18 protein-coding genes are annotated in these 23,667 nt (G+C 73.3%); 5 read left to right on the forward strand and 13 right to left on the reverse strand.

Annotated elements, in window-relative coordinates; all coding sequences use genetic code 11:
• Window positions 1-84, reverse strand: an 84-nt coding sequence (locus IF67_RS45245; protein ID WP_234341066.1) for an adenosylhomocysteinase, incomplete at its 3' end; no start/stop codon positions are given.
• A 524-nt stretch (window positions 85-608) separates the two neighbouring features.
• On the opposite strand from IF67_RS45245, the gene IF67_RS0126865 reads away from it, so the two are divergent.
• Window positions 609-2,837: a fructose-specific PTS transporter subunit EIIC gene (locus IF67_RS0126865; RefSeq protein ID WP_234341364.1), complete on the forward strand. Its 2,229-nt coding sequence runs from the start codon at window positions 609-611 to the stop codon at window positions 2,835-2,837.
• A gap of 382 nt (window positions 2,838-3,219) precedes the next feature.
• On the opposite strand, the gene IF67_RS0126870 is transcribed toward IF67_RS0126865, so the two are convergent.
• From IF67_RS0126870 to IF67_RS0126895, 6 genes are all read right to left on the reverse strand, one after another.
• Entirely contained in the window at window positions 3,220-4,179 is a 960-nt protein-coding gene (locus IF67_RS0126870) for a cation diffusion facilitator family transporter (RefSeq protein WP_030989872.1), read from the reverse strand.
• Window positions 4,180-4,500: 321 nt separating this feature from the next.
• Complete coding sequence (manA, locus tag IF67_RS0126875; RefSeq protein ID WP_030989874.1) at window positions 4,501-5,718, reverse strand: mannose-6-phosphate isomerase, class I; 1,218 nt, start codon at window positions 5,716-5,718, stop codon at window positions 4,501-4,503.
• A gap of 79 nt (window positions 5,719-5,797) precedes the next feature.
• Complete coding sequence (locus IF67_RS0126880; protein WP_030989876.1) at window positions 5,798-6,934, reverse strand: SIS domain-containing protein; 1,137 nt, start codon at window positions 6,932-6,934, stop codon at window positions 5,798-5,800.
• Window positions 6,935-7,010: 76 nt separating this feature from the next.
• Window positions 7,011-7,241, reverse strand: a complete 231-nt coding sequence (locus IF67_RS0126885; protein WP_030989877.1) for a Trm112 family protein — start codon at window positions 7,239-7,241, stop codon at window positions 7,011-7,013.
• Between the two features lie 200 nt (window positions 7,242-7,441).
• Window positions 7,442-8,800 carry a phosphomannomutase/phosphoglucomutase gene (locus IF67_RS0126890; protein ID WP_030989879.1) on the reverse strand — a complete coding sequence of 453 codons (1,359 nt, stop codon included), beginning with the start codon at window positions 8,798-8,800 and terminating at the stop codon, window positions 7,442-7,444.
• A gap of 177 nt (window positions 8,801-8,977) precedes the next feature.
• Window positions 8,978-9,424: a DUF3499 domain-containing protein gene (locus IF67_RS0126895; RefSeq protein ID WP_078889653.1), complete on the reverse strand. Its 447-nt coding sequence runs from the start codon at window positions 9,422-9,424 to the stop codon at window positions 8,978-8,980.
• A gap of 259 nt (window positions 9,425-9,683) precedes the next feature.
• Here IF67_RS0126895 and IF67_RS0126900 point away from each other — a divergent pair, with 259 nt between their 5' ends.
• Entirely contained in the window at window positions 9,684-10,142 is a 459-nt protein-coding gene (locus IF67_RS0126900; protein WP_199812789.1) for a metallopeptidase family protein, read from the forward strand.
• Window positions 10,143-10,175: 33 nt separating this feature from the next.
• Here IF67_RS0126900 and IF67_RS0126905 read toward each other — a convergent pair whose 3' ends face one another.
• The 3 genes from IF67_RS0126905 to IF67_RS0126915 form a co-directional block, all read right to left on the reverse strand.
• Window positions 10,176-11,771 (reverse strand): DUF5719 family protein, encoded by a 1,596-nt coding sequence (locus IF67_RS0126905; protein WP_030989885.1) that lies wholly within the window; start codon window positions 11,769-11,771, stop codon window positions 10,176-10,178.
• Window positions 11,768-15,583 carry a glycosyltransferase family 2 protein gene (locus tag IF67_RS0126910; RefSeq protein ID WP_030989886.1) on the reverse strand — a complete coding sequence of 1,272 codons (3,816 nt, stop codon included), beginning with the start codon at window positions 15,581-15,583 and terminating at the stop codon, window positions 11,768-11,770. Before IF67_RS0126910 ends, IF67_RS0126905 begins: the two co-directional genes overlap by 4 nt.
• A 313-nt stretch (window positions 15,584-15,896) precedes the next feature.
• Window positions 15,897-16,160 carry a WhiB family transcriptional regulator gene (locus tag IF67_RS0126915; protein WP_003983763.1) on the reverse strand — a complete coding sequence of 88 codons (264 nt, stop codon included), beginning with the start codon at window positions 16,158-16,160 and terminating at the stop codon, window positions 15,897-15,899.
• Between the two features lie 684 nt (window positions 16,161-16,844).
• Here IF67_RS0126915 and IF67_RS0126920 point away from each other — a divergent pair.
• The 3 genes from IF67_RS0126920 to IF67_RS0126930 are packed head-to-tail and all read left to right on the forward strand — an operon-like array spanning window position 16,845 to window position 19,714.
• Window positions 16,845-17,393, forward strand: a complete 549-nt coding sequence (locus IF67_RS0126920; protein ID WP_030989889.1) for a cysteine dioxygenase — start codon at window positions 16,845-16,847, stop codon at window positions 17,391-17,393.
• A gap of 33 nt (window positions 17,394-17,426) precedes the next feature.
• Complete coding sequence (gene cofD, locus IF67_RS0126925; protein WP_030989890.1) at window positions 17,427-18,386, forward strand: 2-phospho-L-lactate transferase; 960 nt, start codon at window positions 17,427-17,429, stop codon at window positions 18,384-18,386.
• Window positions 18,383-19,714 (forward strand): coenzyme F420-0:L-glutamate ligase, encoded by a 1,332-nt coding sequence (locus tag IF67_RS0126930; RefSeq protein ID WP_030989892.1) that lies wholly within the window; start codon window positions 18,383-18,385, stop codon window positions 19,712-19,714. Before cofD ends, IF67_RS0126930 begins: the two co-directional genes overlap by 4 nt.
• A 91-nt stretch (window positions 19,715-19,805) precedes the next feature.
• Here IF67_RS0126930 and IF67_RS0126935 read toward each other — a convergent pair whose 3' ends face one another.
• From IF67_RS0126935 to IF67_RS0126945, 3 genes are all read right to left on the reverse strand, one after another.
• Window positions 19,806-20,711, reverse strand: a complete 906-nt coding sequence (locus tag IF67_RS0126935; protein ID WP_030989894.1) for a DNA-3-methyladenine glycosylase family protein — start codon at window positions 20,709-20,711, stop codon at window positions 19,806-19,808.
• Window positions 20,712-20,786: 75 nt separating this feature from the next.
• The gene (locus IF67_RS0126940) at window positions 20,787-21,869 is read right to left on the reverse strand and encodes a nucleotidyltransferase family protein (protein ID WP_030989896.1); all 1,083 of its coding nucleotides are present in this window, start codon (window positions 21,867-21,869) and stop codon (window positions 20,787-20,789) included.
• Window positions 21,870-22,236: 367 nt separating this feature from the next.
• Entirely contained in the window at window positions 22,237-23,586 is a 1,350-nt protein-coding gene (locus IF67_RS0126945) for a peptidoglycan recognition protein (protein WP_030989897.1), read from the reverse strand.
• Window positions 23,587-23,667 lie beyond the last annotated feature (81 nt).

Here is a 23,667-nt window from a genome sequence, read left to right on the forward strand (position 1 = left end):
GGCCAGGGTGATCTCCTTGCGGCCGAAAGCGGCAAGGGAAAGGTCAGCGACCTTGAAGTCCTGGCCGGTGGCTGCTGTCGTCATGCGGGCTGCTCCTCGAGCGTCGAGGTGGATGGGCTGGCAGTCTGCGGCGCGGGCCGAGGTCCCCGGCAACAACCGGGGCGAATACGAGCGTACGCGGAAGCGGACGCACCCCTCCCCCTGGCCGCAGCGCAGTCCGTCGGAGGCCCTCTCTCCCTCGGCCGGTCCGCGGTGCGGGCCGCCCGACCGCCATCAGCAGCGACGTCTGGCACTGGTCACGAATCTACACCGATCGGCCCAGCGAACCCCAGCCCGGAGGGGCGATGCGGTGCGGTACCGGCCAGGGAGGGGTGGCGAAACGGCCGGTGATTCCCGGGGGCCGGGGCGCCGGCGACCGGCGTTCCCGCTGCTGGGGGCCGTTGCTCCGGAGGGGTTTGCTCGCGCCGGGACGTCATGCAGGATGCCTCGGAGCGCGGGAACATCTGCCCGGCCGCGCGCACGTTCGTAAGGAGAACCACGTGACCACCAGTCCAGCCGATCCCCCCACGAGCACGGGGAGGGGCGGGCAAGGTCTGAAGCTGCTCGCAGTGACCGCCTGCCCGACGGGTATCGCCCACACGTACATGGCCGCGGAGAAGCTGGCCCAGACCGCCCGGTCCCTCGGGCATGAGATCAAGGTGGAGACGCAGGGCTCCATCGGGGCTGAGAATGTACTGTCTGACAACGATGTCAGAGAGGCGGACGGCGTCATCATCGCCGCGGACAAGGATGTCGACCGCAGTCGGTTCGTCGGCAAGAAGGTCTTGGCCGTCGGGGTCGCGGAGGGCATCCGGCATCCCGAGCAGCTGATCGAGCGCGTGCAGAGTGCGCCTGTGTACGGGGGCGAGCCGGGCGACGGGGCCGGCGGCGGCGCGGCTGCGGCTTCCGGGGGCGGCGGCACCGGTGGCGGCAAGGAGCGCAGCGTCGCGTACAAGGCGTTGATGAACGGCGTCAGTTACATGATCCCGTTCGTGGTGGTCGGCGGCCTGCTGATCGCGATCTCGCTGGCGGTGGGGGGTCATCCGACGCCCGAGGGGCTGAAGATCGCTCCGGGCTCCTTCTGGGAGGACGTCAACAACATCGGCACCATCGGCTTCCAGCTGATGGTGCCGATCCTGTCCGGCTATATCGCCTATGCGATCGGCGACCGGCCCGCGCTGGTGCCGGGCATGATCGGCGGCTGGATCGCCACGCATGGCGAGTTGTACGGCATGAAGGACGCGAGCGCCGGCTTCATCGGTGGCATCGTCACGGGCTTCCTGGCCGGATACCTGGTCGTATGGATCAAGAAGGTCAAGGTCCCCAGGTTCGCCCAGCCGATCATGCCGATCATCGTGATCCCGATCGCGGCCACGACCGCGCTCGGGCTCTTCTTCATCTACGTACTCGGCAAGCCGATCTCCTGGGTGTTCACCCATCTCACCGGCTGGCTCAGTGGCATGACCGGGACCAGCGCGATCGTGCTGGGGGCGATCCTCGGCCTGATGATCGCGTTCGACATGGGCGGGCCGGTCAACAAGACGGCGTTTCTGTTCGGTTCGGGTCTGATCGCCTCCGGAAACCAGACGGTCATGGGCATGTGCGCCGCAGCGATCCCGGTGATGCCGCTCGGTCAGGGGCTGGCCACGCTGATCCGTCGGCACCTGTACTCCGAGCAGGAGCGGGAGACGGGGATGGCGGCGCTGTTCATGGGGCTCTTCGGGATCTCGGAGGGCGCGATTCCGTTCGCCGCGGCGCGGCCCGCGCAGGTCATTCCGGCGAACATGCTCGGTGGCGCGGTGGCCGGTGCCCTCGCGGGGATGGCCGGGGTGGCGGACGCGGTGCCGCACGGTGGGCCGATCGTGGCGGTGCTGGGTGCGGTCGACGGGGTGCCGGTGTTCTTCGTCGCCGTGGTGATCGGAGCGGTGGTGACGGCGCTGACGACGGTGGCGCTGGTGGATGTCGCGGAGCGGAGGAAGAGCGGGGCGCGGTCCGGTGCCGGAGGCGGTGGCGAGGTCATGGCCGGCGCTGACGCCGCGGTGACGGCCGGCGGGGCGTCGTCGGTGGTGGCGGAGGCCGGGGTGGCGGAGCCGGTGGTAGCGGAGCCGGTAGTTGCGGGACCCGTGGTTGCCGGGGTCGGCGCGGGGGCCGGGGCTGAGGCCGTGGCCGGTGGCGCGTCCCGTACGGCGGTGGCGGTTGCCCCGGTACCCGGGCCGGCCGCTGCACCCGGGCAGGGCTCGGACGGTGAGGCCGTCGACATCGATGGCGTCGAGACCGATGGCAACGATGTCAGCGGCGACGGCCACGGCGCCGACAGCGACAGCGACAGCGCCCCCTCCGCCGAGGTTCTCTCCGGCTATCTGACCGAGCAGACCGTCAAGACGCAGCTCGACGCCGACGGGAAGGAGGCGGCGATCCGCGAGATGGCCGAACTGGCGGCCGGCACCGGCAAGGTGGCGGACGTCGACGAGCTGGTCCGGGTGGCGCTGGCGCGTGAGGCGCAGGGCACCACCGGGCTCGGCGAGGAGATCGCCATCCCGCACGCCAAAACGGACGCGGTGACCGCGCCGGTCGTCGGCTTCGCGCGGTCGGCGGACGGAATCGACTGGGGTTCGCTGGACGGCACGCTCGCCAAGCTGGTCTTCATGATCTCGGTACCGGAGGCGGCGGCCGGGGACGAGCATCTGCGCATCCTGGCGCTGCTGTCCCGGAAGCTGATGGATGCGCACTTCCGGACGCGGCTCCAGAGCGCGGAGGACAAGGCGGCGATTCTGCGCGTGCTCGGTGAGATCCGCTAGGGCTGGGCGGGCATCCGCGAGATCCACTAGGGCGGGGGCGAACACATCCCGTAGGGGCTGCGAGCGCCCCCTCGGGGCCACAACGCGGTGGTCCGGGGGCGGTATTCCCGGTTCCTGTGGCCGACACGTGAGCGACAGCCCCGCGGCTCACGGCGTGAGCGACACCCCCTGTGCCCGGCCACATGAGCGACATCCCTGTGGGCCCACATGTGAGCGGCATTCCCGTGGCTCACTGCGCGATCGTGGCTCATCGCGCGATCGACGGGTCGTGGTCGATCGGCTTGGCACCGTACGGCAGTCGTGATCGATCCGCTTGGCGGCGCCCTACGGCAGCGGCCCCCGCGCTCGTCAGGAGTGCGGGGGCCGTTCGGTCGCGGGTGATTCAGTGCCCGCTCGGCGTCTTCGACGGGTCGGTGCCCGCGGCGGCCGTGGCCTCGTTGTAGATGTCCGGCTCCAGGTAGATGACCCGGGCGATCGGCACGGCCTCGCGGATGCGGGCCTCGGCGGCGTTGATGGCCTCGGCGATCTGGGTGGCGATGCCGTCGTGCTTGACCGCGATTTTGGCGGCGACCAGCAGCTCGTCGGGGCCGAGGTGGAGCGTGCGCATGTGGATGACACGGGTGACGACATCGCCGTCGACGACCGCGGCACGGATCTGGGCGATCTGCTCGGGGCCGGCGGCCTCGCCCAGCAGCAGCGACTTGGTCTCGGCGGCCAGGATCAGGGCGATCAGCACCAGCAGCGCGCCGATGCACATCGTGCCGATGCCGTCCCAGATGCCGTCGCCGGTGGCGAGGGTGAGGCCGACGCCGCCCAGCGCGAGCACCAGACCGACCAGTGCGCCGAAGTCCTCCAGCAGGACGACCGGCAGCTCGGGGGCCTTGGCGCGGCGTACGAACTGGGTCCAGGTCTGCTTGCCGCGCAGCTCGTTGGACTCCTTGATCGCCGTACGGAACGAGAAGCCCTCGGCGATGATCGCGAAGACCAGGACGCCGACCGGCCAGTACCAGTTGTCCAGCTTGTGCGGCTCGTGGATCTTCTCGTAGCCCTCGTAGAGCGCGAAGACGCCGCCGATGGTGAACAGGACGATGGAGACGAGGAAGCCGTAGATGTAGCGCTCGCGGCCGTACCCGAAGGGGTGCTCGGCGGTCGCCGCGCGCTTCGCCTTCTTGCCTCCGAGCAGCAGCAGGCCCTGGTTGCCGGAGTCCGCGATGGAGTGCACACCTTCGGCCAGCATCGAGGACGAGCCGCTGAAGGCGAACGCCACGAACTTCGCTGCGGCAATCGCCAGGTTGGCGCCCAGCGCCGCAACGATCGCCTTTGTCCCGCCTGATGCGCTCATAAGTGCCGCATGTCCCTTCCGTCGTCCGGCTTTACCGCCGCTTTAATGCTGCTGCGGCGGTCATTGTTGCAGCCCGGTCCCCGGCAGCCGCCATGAGGCCACCTGACGGACAGCTTCCGGCACCCGGCGCGCGCTTCCGGTGAGCGGGTAGCCCTCCCGATGCGTACCCGTCTGTGCCCGCAGGCCCCGATACGTGCCCGTCTGTGCCCTCTGTGTCCGCCGGCCTGCCCCGTCCCGGTCCCCCGGTAACGGCCGTCGGCCTGTCCCGCTCCTCGGCAGCGGCCGCCGAGCCTGACGAGTGCGCCCCCTGGGGAGAACCCCCTACGCCACCACCGTCGCGCGGAAGAGCGTGCCGTCCCCGGTGAGCGTGAGGTGCTCGCCGGCCCGTACGAAGGCGGACTCACCGGGCGCCAGAGTCAGTTCGGCACCGGCACCGGCACCGGCACCGCCACCGCCGTCCCGCAGCCGGACCGTGCCCGCCGTGCACAGCAGGATCTGTGGCGTACGGGAGACCAGCGGGCGCGGTGCGGCGCCGGGGGCCAGGACGAAGCGGGAGAGCCGGAACTCGTCGATGGGGGTCTCGTAGATCTCCTCGCCGTCCACCGCCTCGGGGCGCAGCACGCCCGCGTCGCCGGCCTCGAAGCGGACCACCCGCAGCAGCTCCGGTACGTCGACGTGCTTGGGGGTCAGACCGCAGCGCAGCACATTGTCCGAGTTGGCCATCAGCTCGACGCCGAGGCCGTTCAGGTAGGCGTGCGGGATGCCGGCGCCGAGGAACAGCGCCTCGCCGGGCTGGAGTTGGACGTGGTTGAGCAGCATGGCGGCGAGCACGCCGGGGTCGCCCGGGTAGTGGTGGGCGATGCCCGCGTACGCGGCGTAGTCGTCGGCGTGCGGGCCGCCCTCGGCCGCCAGCCGGCCGGCGGCGACGGCGGCCCGCTCGACGGTGTCGGCGATCGCGTGGTGCTCGGCGCTCAGCACGGCGGTGAGCACTTCGCGCAGCGCGTCCTCCTCCGGGCTGGCGCGCAGGATGTCGACGTACGGCTTGAGGTCGTCGACGCCCAGGCCCGCCAGGAGGTCCGCGGCCTGCGCCGGGTGCCGGAAGCCGCACAGGCCGTCGAAGGGGGTGAGCGCGACGATCAGCTCGGGCTTGTGGTTGGCATCTTTGTAGTTGCGGTGGCCGGCGTCGATCGGGACGCCGCGGCGCTCCTCGTCGGCGAAGCCCTCCTTGGCCTGCGCCAGGTCGGGGTGGACCTGGAGGGAGAGCGGCGAGCCCGCCGCGAGCAGCTTGAGCAGAAAGGGCAGCCGGGGGCCGAAGGCGCGGACGGCGTCGGCGCCGAGTTCGGCCTCGGGGGCGGCGTCGATCACCTCGGCCAGGGAAACGGGGCCCGCGCCGCGGTCGATGCGGGAGGGGGCGCCGGGGTGGGCGCCCATCCACATCTCGGCCTGCGGTTCGCCGGTCGGTGCGGTGCCGAGGAGCTCCGGGAGGGCGGTGGTGGAACCCCAGGCGTAGGGGCGCACGGTGTTGGCGAGGCGGTCCATGGGGCTGCTGCTTCCTCAGGGTCGTACGTGGCTGCGGAGTGATGCGGCCGGTCCGCGGGTGCGGACCGGCCGTCAATGATCACTCGGTGCCGGCGAGCGCCAGGTAAACGGCGCCGAAATCCACGATGGCGAGTAGTTCCGCGGCCTTCTCCAGATCGCTGCCGGAGTCCGGTTCCAGTTCGCTGACGGCGGTGCCGCGCTCCTCGGCGAGCGCCTGCGCGGCGCGGGTGGCGGACAGCGGGCCCGGTTCCTGCTCACGCAGCAGCACGACCCTGGCGTGCATGGCAGCGGGCTGCTCGACACGATCGCGGAAGAAGTCGTCCGGGTCGGCGCCGGCGGCCAGGGCGCCGGCGAGCAGGGTGCGGTGGGTGGTGAGCGCCTCGGGAAGCTCGGCGGCGAGGGCGGGGCGTCCGGCGAGCCCGGCCAGCTCGGTGGCGAAGTGCCGGCCGACGGCGCCGGCGACGGTGCCTTCCGTCCAGATCAGCGGGAAGGAGTCGGCGAGTTCGGCGGCGAGCGTCTTGGCGGGGTTGGTGTACGTGGGGATGGCCGGGCCGCAGCGTTCGGCGAGCTGGTCGAGGCGGTCGGCGAGTTTGCCCAGGTGCTCCGGCGGGGCGCTGAGCAGGCCGATCCGGTCGGCGAGCGCGAGCAGCGGGATGAGCACCGACCAGAGGGTGCCGGGAGCGGCCGGCGGGGCGCCCTCGACGTCGAATTCGGCGTCGTAGGGGGTGGTCGCCAGCGGGACGGCGAGGCCGCGGGCCTGGATGACGGCGTCGGCGAGCGGGCCGCCGGCCGGGGTGACGGCGACGACGGCGCAGCCGCGGCGGTAGGCCTGCTCGACCAGCTCGGCGAGGCCGGGGTCGGCGGCGTCCGGGCCGGGGAGCAGCAGCAGGTCCAGGGGTCCGGCCCAGCCGGGCAGCGTCCAGCGCAGCGCGCCGGGCAGCGGCGCGACGCCCGTGGGCGAGATGAGGGTGACCGGGCAGCTGCCGCCGCCGAGGGCCTTGAGGAGGTCGGCGACACCGGCCGCGGCCGGGCCGGGCCCGGCGACGAGCACGGCGCGCGGCCGCCCGTCGGGGGTGAGTTCGGGGATGCCGGATTCGACGGCGCTGCGGGCGGCGGTACGGACCCGGGCGCCGGATTCGGCGACGCCGCGCAGCAGACCGAAGCGGTCTGCGCCCGCCAGTGCGTCAGGGGTGTCGAGGAGTGACTCGTCGAGCATGGTGGGCGCGGCCTCCGATCGCCGGTACGGGCGGGGGAACGCCGGGCGGTGCCGGGACGGGCCCGGCGGCGCCCGGTCAGGCGGGGCTGGGGGTGCCGCCCATGCCCTGCGGGCCATGGGGGCGGGCCTCGTCGACGAGGAGTACGGGGATGCCGTCCCGGACGGGGTAGGCGAGGCCGCAGTCGCCGGAGGTGCAGAGCAGCTCGGGCTCGGCGGCGGAATCCGCAGGGTCTCCGGTGCGGTCCTCGAGGGGAGCATGGCACGCCGGGCAGGCAAGGATCTGGATCAGGCTGGCGTCGACCGGCATGGAGACTGCTCCTTCGGGGTGGTTACGGCTTGGCCAGCGTACCGCCGGACCGGGGGCCGGGGCGTGCTCGGCGGGATTCGGGGTGGTGGGAGGAGTGCCGGGCGGCAGGGACGGTGCTCCTGCCGCCCGGAGCCCACCGGAGCCGGCCTCCGGCCCGGCGCCCGGCGCCCGGCCCGGCCCGGCGCGGCCGGTGCCGGGACTCAGGCGCGGATGATCGCCAGTACCTCGTCGCGGGCCCGTTCGGCGGTCGCGGTGTCGCGGGCCTCGACGTTCAGCCGGAGCAGCGGCTCGGTGTTGGAGGCGCGGACGTTGAACCACCAGTTGTCGGCGGTGACGGTCAGTCCGTCGAGTTCGTCGAGGGTGACGCCCTCGCGGTTCTCGTAGGCCGCCTTGATCGCGGCGAGCCGGCCGGCCTGGTCGTCGACGGTGCTGTTGATCTCGCCGGAGGCCGCGTAGCGGTCGTACTGCGCGACCAGCTGGGAGAGCGGTCCGTCCTGGCCGCCGAGGGCCGCCAGGACGTGCATCGCGGCGAGCATGCCGGTGTCGGCGTTCCAGAAGTCGCGGAAGTAGTAGTGCGCGGAGTGCTCGCCGCCGAAGATCGCGCCGGTCCTGGCCATCTCCTCCTTGATGAAGGAGTGTCCGACGCGGGTGCGGACCGGCTTGCCGCCGTTCTCCTTGACGACCTCCGGCACCGACCAGGAGGTGATCAGGTTGTGGATGACCGTGCCGCCGGGGTGCTTGGCGAGCTCGCGGGCGGCGACCAGGGCGGTGATCGCGGACGGGGGGACCGGGTCGCCGTTCTCGTCGACGACGAAGCAGCGGTCGGCGTCGCCGTCGAAGGCGAGGCCCAGGTCGGCGCCGGTCTCGCGCACCCGTGCCTGGAGGTCGACGATGTTCTTGGGATCCAGCGGGTTGGCCTCGTGGTTGGGGAACGAGCCGTCCAACTCGAAGTACATCGCGTCCAGTTCGAGCGGCAGGCCCTCGAAGACGGTCGGTACGGTGTGCCCGCCCATGCCGTTGCCCGCGTCCACCACGACCTTCAGCGGGCGGATGCCGCTCAGGTCCACCAGGCCGCGCAGGTGGGTGGCGTAGTCGCCGAGGACGTCGCGCCGGGTGACGGTGCCCGGTTGGGCGGCCGGCTTCGGGGCACCCTCGTCGGACCACCGCTCGACCAGCGCGCGGATGTCGGCGAGACCGGTGTCCTGGCCGACCGGCGCCGCGCCCGCCCGGCACATCTTGATGCCGTTGTACTGGGCGGGGTTGTGCGAGGCGGTGAACATGGCGCCGGGCAGGCCCAGTGCGCCGCTGGCGAAGTACAGCTCGTCGGTCGAGCAGAGACCGATCTCCGTGACGTCCGCGCCGCGGGCCGCGGCGCCGCGGGCGAAGGCCTCGGACAGGCCGGGCGAGGAGGGCCGCATGTCGTGCCCGATCACGATCGCGTCCGCGGCGGTGATCTCGGCGAAGGCCGCCCCGAACAGCTCGGCCAGCGCCTCGTCCCACTGGGTGGGGACGACGCCGCGCACGTCATACGCCTTCACGATCTGCGACAGATCAGTCACAGCCAGCCCTCCTGGAGAGTCTCTACGGACTTCCAACCTACCCGGGCTGCTCCGCCAGCGGGCCGTGCATCTCTGCCATTGCCGGGCGCGGCGCCGCTGCCGGTCGGGTCCGCCGTGCGGGGCGGGCGGCGGGCCGTCCCCGCGGGGCCGCGAGCGGGCCCAAGAGGGCCGCCCCGCTCAGGAGTCCGGCGAGCGCAGCACCCGTAGATGGCCTCGGCGGGCGACTTCCATGGGGTGGGTGTCGCGGTCGCCGGGGCGGGAGGCGCCGCCCGCGCCGGCGGCGCGTTCCTGGGGGCGGGCCGCCTCGCGTACGGCGTTCGCCAGGGCTTCGAGGTCGTCGCCGCTGGGACGGGGCGGGCCGGAGTCGAGGGCGAGGCGGACAACTTCCCAGCCGCGGGGCGCGGTCAGCCGCTCGGAGTGCTCGGCGCACAGGTCGTAGCAGTGTGGTTCAGCGTAAGTGGCGAGCGGTCCGAGCACGGCGGTCGAATCCGCATAGACGTACGTCAGCGTTGCGACGGCGGGGCGGCCGCACGCAGTGCGCGAACAGCGACGTACAGGGCTCACGACGTTGGACGGTACCGCACTCTTGAGCGGGCCGCGACGACTCTGCCCAGGCTCACCCAACCGTGTCGTCCCGCTTCGTCCGATGCGTCTGACCTGCACCCGCTCGACCTGACCTGAGCCGGGCGCGCCGGGACGGACGGCGCGCGGCGAAGAATCCCGTCACGACTCGATGCATTTCCTGCCATTCCGGCGTCGGTCTGCGATCTCATGCGGGGAGGCAAACGAACTCGACGCGGACAGGTCCGGTCAGCCGGCGACATGCCACGTCTTGCCGCGCTCCCCGGTGCCGGGCGGTGCTCGACGGCTACGCTCGATCCTGATGGACAGTCCCGTACCTCCCCGACCGGCACAGCCGCGGACCCGCCGCCGCGACCGCCACGGCCGCGGCATGCGCGGCCCCATCGCGCCGCCCCAGGTGCCGCTGTCGGTGACCCGTGCCGACGCGTTCGTGGATCTCGTCTATGACTCCCGGGACCGGCTGGAGCGGCGCTGGCCGCAGCTCTCCCAGGTCGACTTCCTGGTCCTGGAGGTGCCCGGTTTTGGGCCGGACGACGGGGCGGACGCGGACACCGACGAGGAGACGGTGCCGCTGGGGCGGGTGGTGCCGGCCGCGGGCGGATATCGCGACCGGATCGTGATCTACCGCAGGCCGGTGGAGATCCGTACGAAGAGCCGTGACGAGCGGGCGCTGCTGGTTCATGAGGTGGTGGTCGAGCAGGTCGCCGAACTGCTCGGGCTGGCCCCGGAGTCGGTGGACCCGCGCTACGGCCAGGACTGAGGCCGCCGCGCGGGTCCGTGGAGGCGGCTGCGGTCAGTTCGTGAGGACCGACAGATCCTGGCCGGCGGTCGGCACGAGGACCGAGCCCCGGTCGTCGGGCAGCGGCTGGACGGTGAAGGCGGGCAGTCCGCCCTGGGGCCGGGCGAGCATGCGGGCCGCATAGACGGGACCGCTGCCGGATTCCGGCTCCACCGTCAGGGCGTAGCTCCCCTTCACGCCCGCCGGGCGGGGCGGGGCGATGTCGAGGCTGGTGCCGCCCTTGACCGTGTACGTCTTCGTGGCCGGGCTCCCGCCGCCGCTGCCGGCCGACGCGGTGACCTTCACCTTGGCGTCCTTGCCCTTCTCGGGCGCGACCAGCGAAAGGGTGCTGTCCTTGCCGCGGTTGTCGACGGCGGTGGCACGCTTCTCGACCGGCCGGGTCGCGGGGAGGAACGCCATCTCCTGCTTGTCGCCCTTGCCGCGGGTCACCCGCAGCGCAGCCGCGACCGGGACCTTGGAGCCGCTGTCGGAGGGCGTCAGCACCAGTGAGCCGGCCTCGCCCTTGGTCAGGTCCTTGAGGTCCACCGCCGTGGTCATCCCGCTCTTGAGGTGCAGGGTCTCCACACCGGCGGGGGTGATCATTCCGGTCGGGGTGGCCAGTTGCACCTTGAGGTCGGCATCGGCCTCGCCGGGGGCGAGCGCGACCAGCCGTACGGAAGTGGCGTCCTTGGGGATGCCGGGCAGCACCACGCTCGGCGACGGGTCCGCGGCGGCCGGCAGCCAGTCGCTGCCGAGCTTGCTGTCGCTCGCCTGGACGGCGGCGCCGATCCGGCCCTCGCGGGCGACGACGTGCAGGGACGCGTTGGTGGTGGGGGCGCCGGTCAGGGTGGAGAGCAGGACGGGGACCGTGGTGTGCGGCGGGACGGAGATGTCCTCGCCGGCCGAGCCCCCCAACGCCCCGTCCTTGCCGCGCAGTTCGAGGTCGACGACGGCCGGGGTCGAGTCGGGGTTGGTGAGGTGGACATAGTCCTGGCGGTCCGTGGCGGTGCTGACGCCGGGGAACCAGAACGTGGTGTCGGGGGTGGTGCAGCTCAGGCCGAGGAGGCCGCGGCCCGCGCCGGCGGCGACCGAGGTGGTCTGCTGGACCGTCCAGCCGGGGGCGAGGGCGCCGTCCGCCGTTCCCACGAGGGCGGGGGCGTCGGGCCGATCGGTGGTCGCGGTGACCGGCCGGCCGGCCTCCCGGAGGGGCACGACGGGCTTGGTGTCCCGGGGCGGGACGGCCTGCCCGGCGGCGGAGTCCGCACCGCTGCCCCTGCTCTTGCCGCCCTTGGGGTTCTTCTTGCCCTTGCCCTTGCCGTCCCCGGCTCCGGCGGCGTCCTGGACGGTCCCGGCGGGCAGCAGCTGGGCGGTGCCCTTCTTGCCGTCCGCGCCGGCGGCGGCTCCCTTGGGCGCGAAGGCGGTGTAGGCGGTCTCGCCGACCTCCGAGGAGGTCGGGGCCGGGCAGAGCAGCGCGGAGCGCTGGACGGGCAGCCGGGTGCTGCCGCGGGGCGCGTCCTGGCTGCCGCCGTCCGGGCCGGCCACGGCGGCGACGCCGGTGACGGCGGCCAGCGCGACGGCCACGCCGATCAGGGACATCATGGTGCGCTTCACTGCTGGTCGCTCCCGTCACGGCGCGGCTCGGGGTAGGAGCCGGAGTACCCCGGGTACTCGGTGCCGTCGTCGTAGGGCTGCTGGTGCTGCGGTTCGCCGTCGCCGTACTGCTGCTGCCCGTACCCGTACGGGTCGTAGGCGCCCGCCTGGTAGGGGTCCGCGGCGTACGGGTCGGCGGCTTGGTAGGGGCCGGCCTGCGGGTAGGGCTGCTGGCCGTACTGCCCGGCCTGGTAGGGCTCGGCGGGCGCGTAGGGCTGCTGGTCGGCCGGGTGGGCCGGCGGGACGGGCCCGCCCTGCTGGGCGGCCTGCCAGTCGTCGTACGACTGCTGCTGCGGCACCGCCCCGTACGGGTCGGCGTCCCCCATGGGCGGAACGGCCTGCGGCATGCCCTCGGCCCCCTGGCCGGGGACCGCGGCGTCCATCGGGCCGGCCGGGTCGAGCGGCTGCTCGCCCGCACGGGCCGCGGGGATGCCGGGCCCGGCCGCCTCGGGGGTGCCGGCGGCCTCGGCCTGGGCCCGCAGACGCCGCGCCCGGCGGCCGTCGCCGGTCACCGCGGCGGCCTGCGCGGCGGCCGTGTCCTCGGGCAGGTCGTCGTCGATCTCCCGGCGCCGGCCCGGCAGCGCCAGGACCACCAGGACGAGGGCGAGCAGCCCCTGCGCCCACAGCCAGAGGGTGTGGCCGACCGGGTTCTCGTGGGTGAGGTCGAGGGTGCCGCCCCCCGCGGGGAGCGTGAAGCCCTGGGCCCAGCCGTCGACCTTCAGCGGCTTGAGCGGGGTGCCGTTGAGCGTGGCCTGCCAGCCCTCGTCGGCGGCGTCCGCGAGACGCAGCACCCGGCCGTCGGCGCCGTCGGGCACCTTGGTGTGCGCCTCGACGGGGCCGGACGGTACGGCGAGGGGCGCGGCTGCCTCGCCCGCGCTGGTGCCGTCCTTGGCCTCGCCCGCGACGATCGAGACCCGCGAGACCCGCCGGTCGACACGCCACAGGGCGCTGCCGTCGTCCTGGCTGAGCCGGGTCAGCCCCGGGGTCGAGTCGAGCACCCGGCCCATTTCGCGCGGCGCCCCGTCCCTGACCAGGATGTAGCGCACCGCGTAGCCGCCGAGCTGGTTGGTCTGGTCGGCGCCGGACCCGGCCACGAGGTTGGCGACGATGCCGCCGAGCCGCTTGTCCTCGCCCGCCGCGGCGGCCAGATCGGCGTCACCGAGCCGGGCGCCGGAGCCGCGGACGAGGGAGTAGTCGACATGGCCCGGCTTGCCGTCGAGGACCAGGGTGCGGGCCCGGTCGGCGGTGCCCGACTCCTCGGCGACGAAGGCCGGGACCTGCTCCGGGGTGCGCCGCTCCAGCGGTCCGGCCGCGCCGGTGATCATCCAGCTGACGGCGGCGACGAGCGGGGCGAGCACGGACGCCAGCGCGATCAGCACGGCGACCGGCTGCTTCCAGCCGAAGCCGAGGTTGGCCATCCGGGTGCGGATGCCCTCGGCGCCGATCGCGGCGGCGCACAGCAGCGCCAGGCCGTAGACGAGCATCGCGGGCCCGGTCCAGCCGGAGCCGTTGCCCAGCGCCGCGAGCAGCAGCCCGGTCAGGGCCACCGCCCAGGCCGTGCGGATCGCGCGCTGCCGCTCGTCGCGCAGCGTCGCGGCGAGCGCGGCCAGCACGATGCCGAAGAGCAGCACCCCGCCGACGGCCTTGGGGCCGCCGGGGCTGAGCCCGATGAGGTCGAGCACGGAGGCGGAGCCGGCGCCGTAGTCGAGCCCGGCTTCCTGGAAGAAGCGGGACGGCTGGGTCAGCAGCGACAGCGACCAGGGGGCGAGCACGACGAGCGGGGCGAGGAGCACGACCAGGAAGCGCAGCCCGTGGGCGGCCAGCTGATCGCGGCTGCCATCCAGGAAGCGCAGCACCAGCAGCCCGATGCCGAGCAGCACCGCGACCGGCCAGACGACCGGGGTGAAGGCCATGGTGAAGGTGACCAGCAGCGCATACGCCCAGGTGGCGCGCCAGCTGGGCCGCACGCCCGCCGGCAGCCGCAGTCCGTTCGCCGCGACGGCGGCACGCGCCATCAGCGGCAACAGGATGGCGAGCACCGCGGTGCCCAGCCGGCCGCCGGCCAGCGCACCGGCGGCCGCGGGCAGGAAGGCGTACGCGATGCTCCCCCAGGCCCGCAGCAGCCGGGAGGCGACCAGCGGGCGGGAGGCGAAGTAGGCGGTGAGGCCGGCCAGCGGGACGGAACAGACCAGCAGCAGGGTCACGGCGAAGCCGGTGCTGCCGAAGAAGATGCTCGACACCAGGGCGACGATCGCCAGGTAGGGCGGCGCGGAGGCGCTGCCGCCGACCCCGACCGCATGCCAGCTGTCGAGATACGCCGACCACAGGTCGGACACGCTGCCGGGCGCGGGCAGCATCGCACCGCCGGTCAGCGCGCCGGCGCCGAGCAGTCCACGGCAGGCGACCAGCGAGACCAGCAGCAGCAGGACGAAGAGCACCGGTGCGGGCTTGCGGGCGATCCGCTTGAGCCGGGCGAACTGCTCGATCTCCAGGAAGTCGGCGTCGTCGCCACCGGGCCCGGACTCGACCGCGCCGTGCCGGCCGGCCGAGGCCACATCCGGTGCGGCCCGCCCGGCGAGGTTGCCGGCGACCTGCTCGACGGTGGCCCGCACGGTCGCGCCCGGTGGCGGGAAGAGCGGCCGCAGTTCGCTCGTATCGACCGCGGGGCGGCCTCTCTTCTTGCGTGCGGCGAGGATCTTGCCGGGCCGCAGCAGGGTGCCGAAGAGCCCGGCGAGTTCGTCGAGCGCCTGGCCCGGGACCTTGCCGACGAGGTAGGCGATGACCCGCAGGACGGTGCCGAGCAGCAGCCGCAGCAGGACGTACGGGAGGATCGCGCCGCGGGTGTTGGTGAGCAGCGTGTAGACGGCACCGGCCTTGTCGACGCGGTGCGGGTTGGCGACCGAGCGGCCGACGCAGTCGATGGGGCGGCGCTCGCGGGCGGCGGCCTCGGCGTGCCGCAGGATCGCGTCCGGCGCGACCAGGACCTGGTGTCCGGCGGCCTGGGCGCGCCAGCACAGGTCGACGTCGTCGCGCATCAGCGGCAGCCGGCGGTCGAAGCCGCCCAACTCCTCGTAGACGTCACGGCGGATGAGCATGCCGGCGGTGGAGACGGACAGCACGGGACGGACCTGGTCGTGCTGGCCCTGGTCCTGTTCGCGGCGGTCCAGGCCGGTCCAACGGCGGCCGCTGCGGGCGATGCTGACCCCGGCTTCGAGCAGCTGCCGGCGGTCGTACCAGCTGCGCAGCTTGGGGCCGACGATGACGGTGGACGGGCTGGCGTCGGCGACCCGCAGCAGCTCGGCGAGCGCGTCCGGCTCGGGCGCGCAGTCGTCGTGCAGCAGCCACAGCCACTGGACCGGTTCGCCGTGCGGCAACTCCGGCATGTCGTACGCCTCGTCGCGCCAGGTCCGGCTGACCGGGTCCCAGCCGCTGGGCCGGCGCAGGTACGGCAGATCGTCGGGGGTGAGCTCGGGGGCCGTGCGGACGGCCTCGTCGACGGCGGTGCCGAATCCGGAGCGGCGGGCGAGGTGCAGCACCCGCTGGTCCCCGATGGCCTCGGCGAGCAGCTGGGCGGAGTGGTCCGCGCTGCCGGTGTCGGCGCCGATGACGTTCTGCACCGGGCGCTCCTGGCCGAGCAGGCCGCCGAGCGCGTCGGGCAGCCAGCGGGCACCGTCATGGGAGACGATCACGGCGGTGACGACGTGCCGCGGGAACTCTGGGGTGGCGGCTGCATATGAGGCGGCCTGGGCCGCCGACTGGCTGTGCACGGACATCGAGGTACGGGCCCTCCGGACCCGGGAGTTCGAAGGCCCGCGGCGAAGTCTGGGCCCCCGCCCCCGGAAGACACTGCGACGGACTACGAGGCGACGCGCGCGCACTGTAGGGCGGCGGCGCATCTCGGACGGGGCCCCACACTAATGGTTCGCGCCGGTGCCCCGACCGGGTCCGTGCACAGCAGTCCGCCTCCGGCGCACGAGTCGCTGGAGGCGGAGTGTTCGCTATAGGGGGATATGGGGAGTCGGGGTGGTACGGCCGCGTGGTCCGTGTGGCCGCGCCCGGTCGGTCCGGCCGGCTGCACTGTCATCGTCAGACGGCGGCCTTCTTCAGCCGGCGCCGCTCGCGCTCGGACAGGCCGCCCCAAATACCGAAGCGCTCGTCGTTGGCGAGCGCGTACTCAAGGCATTCGGAGCGGACTTCGCAGGCGAGACAGACCTTCTTGGCCTCGCGGGTGGAGCCACCCTTCTCCGGGAAGAAGGACTCGGGGTCGGTCTGGGCGCACAGTGCGCGCTCCTGCCAGCCGAGCTCCTCATCCGCCTCCTCGACCAGCAATTCCTGGAACAGCTCGGTCATGTGCGCCCCTCGTCTGTCTTTACGTCCCCGTGATCAAGCCGTGATCGATTTCGGCTGAACGACACGAGTGAAATTACAAGTGTGGTGATCCGGGCCAGTCAAGCCGAGATCTGCTATTGGGCCTCTTATTCACTCGGCGGAACCAAGCGTATGCGGAAAGTGTTCAAATCAGTAAAAACCAGGACACTTCCCAGGGCGTGCCACCTGGCACATCCTCGTTGCTCACCAAGACGCAATCAGGCGGCATTCACGTTGCACCCCGCGCGCCGAAGCGGGGGAGATCACAGATGGATCACGGGACCGCAACGGCGTTTGAAGGTGCGGTTGCCGGTCGATGTCTCCGTGCCAACGACTGCACAAACCTTTCTCCGGGCGGAGTAACCGGATGAGGTGAAAGATTTACGGCAAACCAGTCATCCAGTTGACATCGCCGCGCGAACCCGGTCTCCTTGACCCCATGCCAGTGACCCCCGCGCTCCGACTGACCCGTGCCTACGGGTCGCTCTGCGCTGCGCAGGCTCGCTGTCGCTGTTCCAGCTGTTGAAGCCACTGAGCTCCAGCCTTTTCGCTCGCACCACCCCCGCAGCGCTTCTGCTCCGCGTCGCCGCGCCGCGCCCCCCACAGGGAGCGCCCGCGCCGTGCCGCAGCCCTCCCCCAGCCTTTTGCCGAGGAACCCGAAACCCCATGAACAGCGACGTCCAGATCGCCGGCGACCCGCTCGCCCTCCCCCACCTGCTGCCGCCCGTGCCCGCCCACCCGGCCACCGTCGCCGGCTTCGCGGGACTGGCCCGCTCGCTCGCCGCCGACCGCGCCGCCTGGGCCCCGCTCGTCCGCTACGACACCACCACCCGCTGGTACCACCGGCTGCGCACCGTTCCCCAAGCTCTCGGCTCCGCTCGAGCAGGGGAGACCCCAATCGGCTACGAGGTGTGGCTGCTGAGCTGGGTGCCGGGCCAGGGCAGCGGCCGGCACGACCACGGGGCGTCCTCCGGTGTGCTGACCATCCTGGAAGGCGAGTTGACCGAGCACACCGAGGCCGGGCCCCGTACGCTCACGGCCGGCGCCCAGCGGGTGTTCGCCCCCGGTTACGTCCACGAGGTCGTCAACGACGCGCTGGCGCCCGCGGTCAGCCTGCACGTCTACTTCCCGGGCCTGACCAATATGCCGATGCACCCCAGCCAGGCCACGGTCTCCGGGGGCGCGGCCGCCCCGTCCGAGGTACTGGCCCCCTGACACCCGGTCGCCGGCCCCTGCCATGCTGGGGCCATGCGAATCGTGGTTCTGGCCGGCGGTATCGGCGGCGCCCGCTTTCTGCGGGGACTGAAGGCAGCGGCTCCGGACGCGGACCTCACCGTCATCGGCAACACCGGCGACGACATCCATCTGTTCGGGCTCAAGGTGTGTCCCGACCTCGACACCGTGATGTACACGCTCGGCGGCGGCATCAATGAGGAGCAGGGCTGGGGCCGGACCGACGAAACCTTCCGGGTGAAGGAGGAGTTGGCCGCCTACGGCGTCGGCCCCGAGTGGTTCGGGCTCGGCGACCGGGACTTCGCCACCCACATCGTGCGGACCCAGATGCTGGGCGCCGGATACCCCCTCAGCGCCGTCACCGAGGCGCTGTGCGCGCGCTGGAAGCCCGGCGTCCGGCTGCTGCCGATGTCCGACGACCGGGTCGAGACCCATGTAGCGATCGACGACGAGGACGGCGAGCGCAAGGCGGTCCATTTCCAGGAGTACTGGGTGCGGTTGCGCGCCTCGGTGCCGGCGCATGCCGTGGTGCCGGTCGGCGCGGACCAGGCCAAGCCCGCACCGGGTGTGCTGGAGGCCATCGCCGAGGCGGATGTGGTGCTGTTCCCGCCGTCCAACCCGGTGGTCAGCATCGGGACGATCCTGGCGGTGCCGGGCATCCGTGAGTCCATCGCGGACGCCGGGGTGCCGGTGGTCGGTCTCTCGCCGATCGTCGGCGACGCCCCCGTGCGCGGGATGGCGGACAAGGTACTGGCGGCGGTGGGTGTGGAGGCGACCGCCTCGGCCGTCGCACGCCACTACGGCTCCGGGCTGCTGGACGGCTGGCTGGTCGACACCGTGGACGCGGACGCTGTGGCAGAGGTCGAGGAGGCCGGGATTCGCTGCCGGGCCGTGCCGCTGATGATGACGGACCTGGACGCGACGACCGCGATGGTGCGCGAGGCGCTGGCCATGGCCGAGGAGGTCCGGGCGTGAACGGCGCCGCCCAGGTGCCCGCGTACCGGGTGTGGGCGCTGCCGGGGGTGCCCGAGGTGCAGCCGGGCGATGACCTCGTCAAGCTGATCGTCGCGGCGGCGACCGCCGACGGCCTGCCCCAACTCGCCGACGGCGACGTGCTGTTGGTGACCTCGAAGATCGTCAGCAAGGCCGAGGGCCGGGTGGTCGAGGCCACCGACCGCGAGGCGGCGATCGACCGGGAGACGGTGCGGGTGGTGGCCCGGCGCGGCCCGCTGCGGATCGTCCAGAACCGGCAGGGCCTGGTGATGGCCGCGGCCGGCGTCGACGCCTCCAACACCCCTTCGGGGACGGTGCTGTTGCTGCCGGAGGATCCGGACGCCTCGGCACGCGCCCTGCGGGCGGGCCTGCGCACCGCGCTCGGCGTCGAGGTCGGCGTCGTCATCAGCGACACCTTCGGGCGCCCGTGGCGCAACGGCCTCACCGATGTCGCCATCGGGGCGGCCGGGGTGCGGGTGCTGGACGATCTGCGCGGCGGGACGGATGCGTACGGCAATCCGCTCAGCGCGACGGTCGTGGCCACCGCCGACGAACTGGCCGCCGCGGGCGACCTGGTGAAGGGCAAGGCCGCCGGGCTGCCGGTCGCAGTGGTGCGCGGCCTGCCCCATGTCGTCGAGGAGGCGGGCGACGGCGCCGGGGCCCGCGCGATGGTGCGCGGCGCGGAGGACGACATGTTCCGGCTGGGCACCTCTGAGGCCGTACGCGAAGCGGTGACGACGCGGCGTACGGTCCGCGCCTTCACCGGTGAGCCGGTCGATCCGGGGGCGGTCCGGCGCGCGGTGGCGGCGGCGCTCACGGCCCCGGCGCCGCATCACACCACGCCGTGGCGGTTCGTCCTCCTGGAGTCGCCGCAGACGCGGGCGCGGCTGCTGGACGCGATGCGGGACGCCTGGATCGCGGATCTGCGCGGCGACGGCAAGTCGGAGGAGTCCGTCGCCAAGCGGGTGCGGCGCGGCGAGGTGCTGCGCAGCGCGCCGTATCTGGCGGTGCCGTGCATGGTGCTGGACGGGTCGCACGACTACCCCGACGCGCGGCGGAGCGCTGCGGAGCGGGAGATGTTCGTCGTGGCCCACGGCGCGGGGATCCAGAACTTCCTGGTCGCGCTGGCGGGCGAACGTCTGGGCTCCGCCTGGATCTCGTCGACGATGTTCTGCCGGGACGTGGTCCGCGACGTGCTCGGGCTTCCCGGGGACTGGGAGCCGATGGGGGCGGTGGCCGTCGGACATCCGGCGGCGGCACCGGCGCCACGTCCGGCGCGGGACGCCGACGACTTCGTCATCGTGCGCTGATCCGTCGTCGTGCGCTGATCCGTCTCGTGTGCGGATCCGTGAACGTGTGCTGATCCGTCCTCGTGCGCCGGACCGCGCCGCCGCTCCGGAGTCAGAGCCGGGCGATGTCCCCCACGGGGAACCGCGGGGCGCGGCGCGGCGGGACGCGGCCGGACAGCAGGATCAGCCTGGCCGCGCGGTGCCGCTGGCCCTCGTAGGGGGCGAGGAGTTCGAGCATCTCCTCGTCGGTGGTGCCGCGGCGGCCGGTGAGGGCATAGCCGATGATCTTCGGCAGATGGAGATCGCCGACCGTGATCGCGTCCGGCGCGCCGAGGGTGCGCTGGAGGGTCTCGGCGGCCGTCCACGGGCCGATGCCCGGTATCGCCGTCAGCCGGCGGGTGGCGTCCGCGAGATCCATCCGCGCGGCCTCCTCCATCCGGCGGGCGGCCCGCACCGCGCGCAGGATCGTGGACGAGCGCTTGGCGTCGACGCCTGCGCGGTGCCACTCCCAGGAGGGGATCAGCGCCCAGCCGCGCGGGTCCGGCATCACCCGCATCCGCTCCCAGGGGCCGGGGGCGGGCTCGCCGTGCCGCTGGAGCAGGAGCCGCCAGGCGCGGTAGGCCTCGTCGCTGGTGACCTTCTGCTCCAGGACCGAGGGGATCAGCGATTCCAGGACCAGGCCGGTCCTCGCCAGCCGGACGCCGGGGTGGCGACGGCGGGCCTCATGGACGATGCGGTGCCGGGCGGTGAGCTGCGCCGGGTCGTCGGACTCCCCCAGCAGGTCGGGGAGGTACGCCAGCAGCCAGTCGGCGCCCGGCCCCCAGGCCTCCGCCTCGACGCCGCCGGCGGCCGGGCGGGCCGCGACGCGCAGCGTGCCGGGGCCCTGGGGCGTACGGCAGGCGCGCCACAGTTCGCCGCCGCGCACCGCGAACGCGGGGTCGCCGGGACCGCGCTGCAACACACCAAGCGTGCGGTGCAGGTCGAACGGGCCGGGCGGCAGCCAGGTACGGGCGGGCATGCGGCCAGGTTAGGCGATGCGGCCGGGGCGGACCGGGCCCTGTGGACAAGCACGGTCACGGCCCCCGTGACCGGCCTACTGGTCGGAGGAGAAGCGCACCGAACCGGCCGGGATGTCGGCGTCGCACCAGATGCGGATGCCGCCGCGCAGCTCGTTGTCGGCGCCGATCCGCGCGCCGTCGCCGATGACCGCACCGTCCAGGACCGTACGGGCCCCGATGTGCGCGCCGGCGCCGATCAGCGAGTCACGGATCTGGGCGCCCTCCTCGATGACCGCGCCTTCGAGGACGGCGCTGCCGTCGATCCGGGCGCCGGAGCCGATGACGGTGCGCGCTCCGGCGACGGTGCCGCCGGTGAGCTTGGCGTCGGGGGCGACCTCGGCGGTCTCCAGGACCAGCCGGTCACCGCGGCGGCCGGGCACCGCCGGGGACGGGGCGCGGCCCAGGACCAGGTCGGCGGAGCCGCGGACGAAGGCCTGCGGGGTGCCGAGGTCGAGCCAGTACGTGGAGTCGACCATGCCCTGGAGGTGGGCGCCCTCGGCGAGCAGGCCGGGGAAGGTCTCGCGTTCGACGGAGACCGGGCGGCCGTCCGGGATGGTGTCGATGACGGACCGGTTGAAGACGTAGGCGCCGGCGTTGATCTGGTCGGTGACGATCTCCTCGGGGGTCTGCGGCTTCTCCAGGAAGGCGGTGACCCGGCCGGTGTCGTCGGTGGGTACGAGGCCGAAGGCGCGCGGGTCCTCGACCCGGGTGAGGTGCAGCGAGACATCGGCACCGGAGGTGCGGTGGGTGCCGACGAGGGCCGCGATGTCCAGGCCGGTGAGGATGTCGCCGTTGAAGATCAGTACCGGGTCGTCGGGGCCGGAGTGCAGCCGCGAGGCGACATTGCGGATGGCGCCGCCGGTGCCCAGCGGCTCGTGCTCGGTGACGTACTCCAGGTGCAGGCCCAGCGCCGACCCGTCGCCGAAGTACGGCTCGAAGACCTCGGCGAGGTAGGAGGTGGCGAGGACGATGTGCTCGACGCCCGCGGCCCGGGCGCGGGCCAGCTGATGGGTGAGGAACGGCACACCGGCCGCCGGGACCATGGGCTTGGGCGTATGCACCGTCAGCGGACGCAGCCGCGTGCCCTTGCCGCCGACCAGGAGGATCGCTTCAGTCACTGTGACCTCTGTTCACTTCTCCGCCCGCTGGGCCTCTCCTGCCCGATAGCGGGCAAGGAGGGAGCAACGGTGCGGCTCTCGTCGTCGACCACAGCCCGGCGGCTGCACGTACGACGCTCACGGAGTCTTCTCTGCTTCCTGCTGGGGTCGGCCGATCGGCGGACCAGTGTAGGCAGACGGGCCGGCAGGCGCCCTCGGCGGTGGGGGGTGCCCCGTGCCGTTCGGATCACGGGGCCGCGCGGGCCGGGAGCGCACACGTCGTGGTCGCCAAGACGTGCCAACGACAGGAACGGTTCAGTGGTCCCTGCAACATGCACCGTGCCGGACGCCCGCAAACCCGGGTGCTGCCCCGGCCCGACGGAGCAGGTCAGCGGCCCTGAAGGCCGGCCGCGGCGAGGCGGGTGGCGGCGAGCTTGTTGTAGAGGTGGAGGCCGGGGCAGTCGGTGGTGAAACCGTCCCGGTGGCCGGAGATGACGTGCAGCGGGACCTTGGCGCCCTTGGGGAAGCGGTTTCCGCCGGCGGACAGCAGCTTCGTCATGGTGCGCGGATCGACCCCGTAGAGACCGAGCTTCCAGGCCGTCAGACGGGCGATGGCGTCGATGGCGGGCCGGGGCGGTTCGGTGTCGGTGAAGGCGCCGAGGACGGCGATGCCGGTGCTGTCGGAGTTGAAGCCGAGGGTGTGGGCGCCCATGACGGGTTTGGCGACGCCGCCCGCCCGGCCCTCGTAGACCGTTCCGCACTTGTCGATGAGGAAGTTGTAGCCGATGTCCCGCCAGTGGTTGCTCGTGACGTGGAAGCGGTACATGGCGCGGATCAGCGCAGGGGCCTCTTCGCAGGTGTAGTTGTTGCCGGAGCCGCTGTGGTGGACGAAGGCGGCGCGGACGGTGCGGGTGTAGGTGAAGGCCTTTTCGCGCAGGTGCTCGTCGGCGCCCCAGCCGGCCCGGGTGACGATGCGGGGGCGCGGTCCGATGGCGGGGTGGGCCGAAGGCGGCCCGCCCGCCGCGGCGATGTCGGCCTCGGAGGCGGCCTGGTCGAGGGCCGGGATCTCGGTGGCACCGAGCGGGGCGAGCCCCTCGTTGGCGGCGGAGGCCGCGACGGCCTCGGCGCTGACCGGGGTCGGGGGGTCGGCGTACGCGCCGCGGACGGAGCGCGGTTTCCTGCCCGGGTCGACGAGTTCCAGCCGTAGCCCGGCCGGGACGGTGGCCGGTGCGCGGTCGTGGGTCTCGGGGGTGATGCGCAGTTGGACGGCGTCGGAGTCGCCCACCCACAACGGCGCGGTGCTGCCCCGTACGCCGCTGCCGTGCCGCTCGGCGGAGCCGAGGTCGGGGGCGTCGTCGTTGTGGACCTGGACGTCCTGCCAGTCGGACCAGTGGCCGCCGGTGGCGCGGGTGCGGACCTGGACCCGGCCCCGCAGCTCGGCGGCGGCGTCGTCCCAGACGATCCCGAGCAGGGAGAACGGCCGTACGGTGCGGGCCGGCAGACCCAGCGTCCCGGGGGTGGGCACCGTGGTGGTGTCGCGGTCGGTGGTGTGCGGGCCGGGTGCGCCGAGCGTCGCCACCGGCAGGGACTGGGTGCTGCCCGGCAGATCACCGGTTCTCGTGGCGCCCGGCACGGCGGCCGGGGCGGGGGCGGCGCTCGCACCGGCCGTCGGCGCGAGGGAGAGGGCGAGGGCGGCGGTGCACACGGCGCCGAGGCAGGTCACGAGGAAGGGGCGCATGGACAAAATCCTGGACATGGGCGGACCGAACGCGCCAACGGTGGCCTGACGGGGCATCGGCCGATCCGGTGGCCGAAGGCT

This window comes from Streptomyces sp. NRRL S-1813, from assembly GCF_000719605.1.
In the GTDB taxonomy this organism is placed as follows: Bacteria; Actinomycetota; Actinomycetes; order Streptomycetales; family Streptomycetaceae; genus Streptomyces; species Streptomyces decoyicus.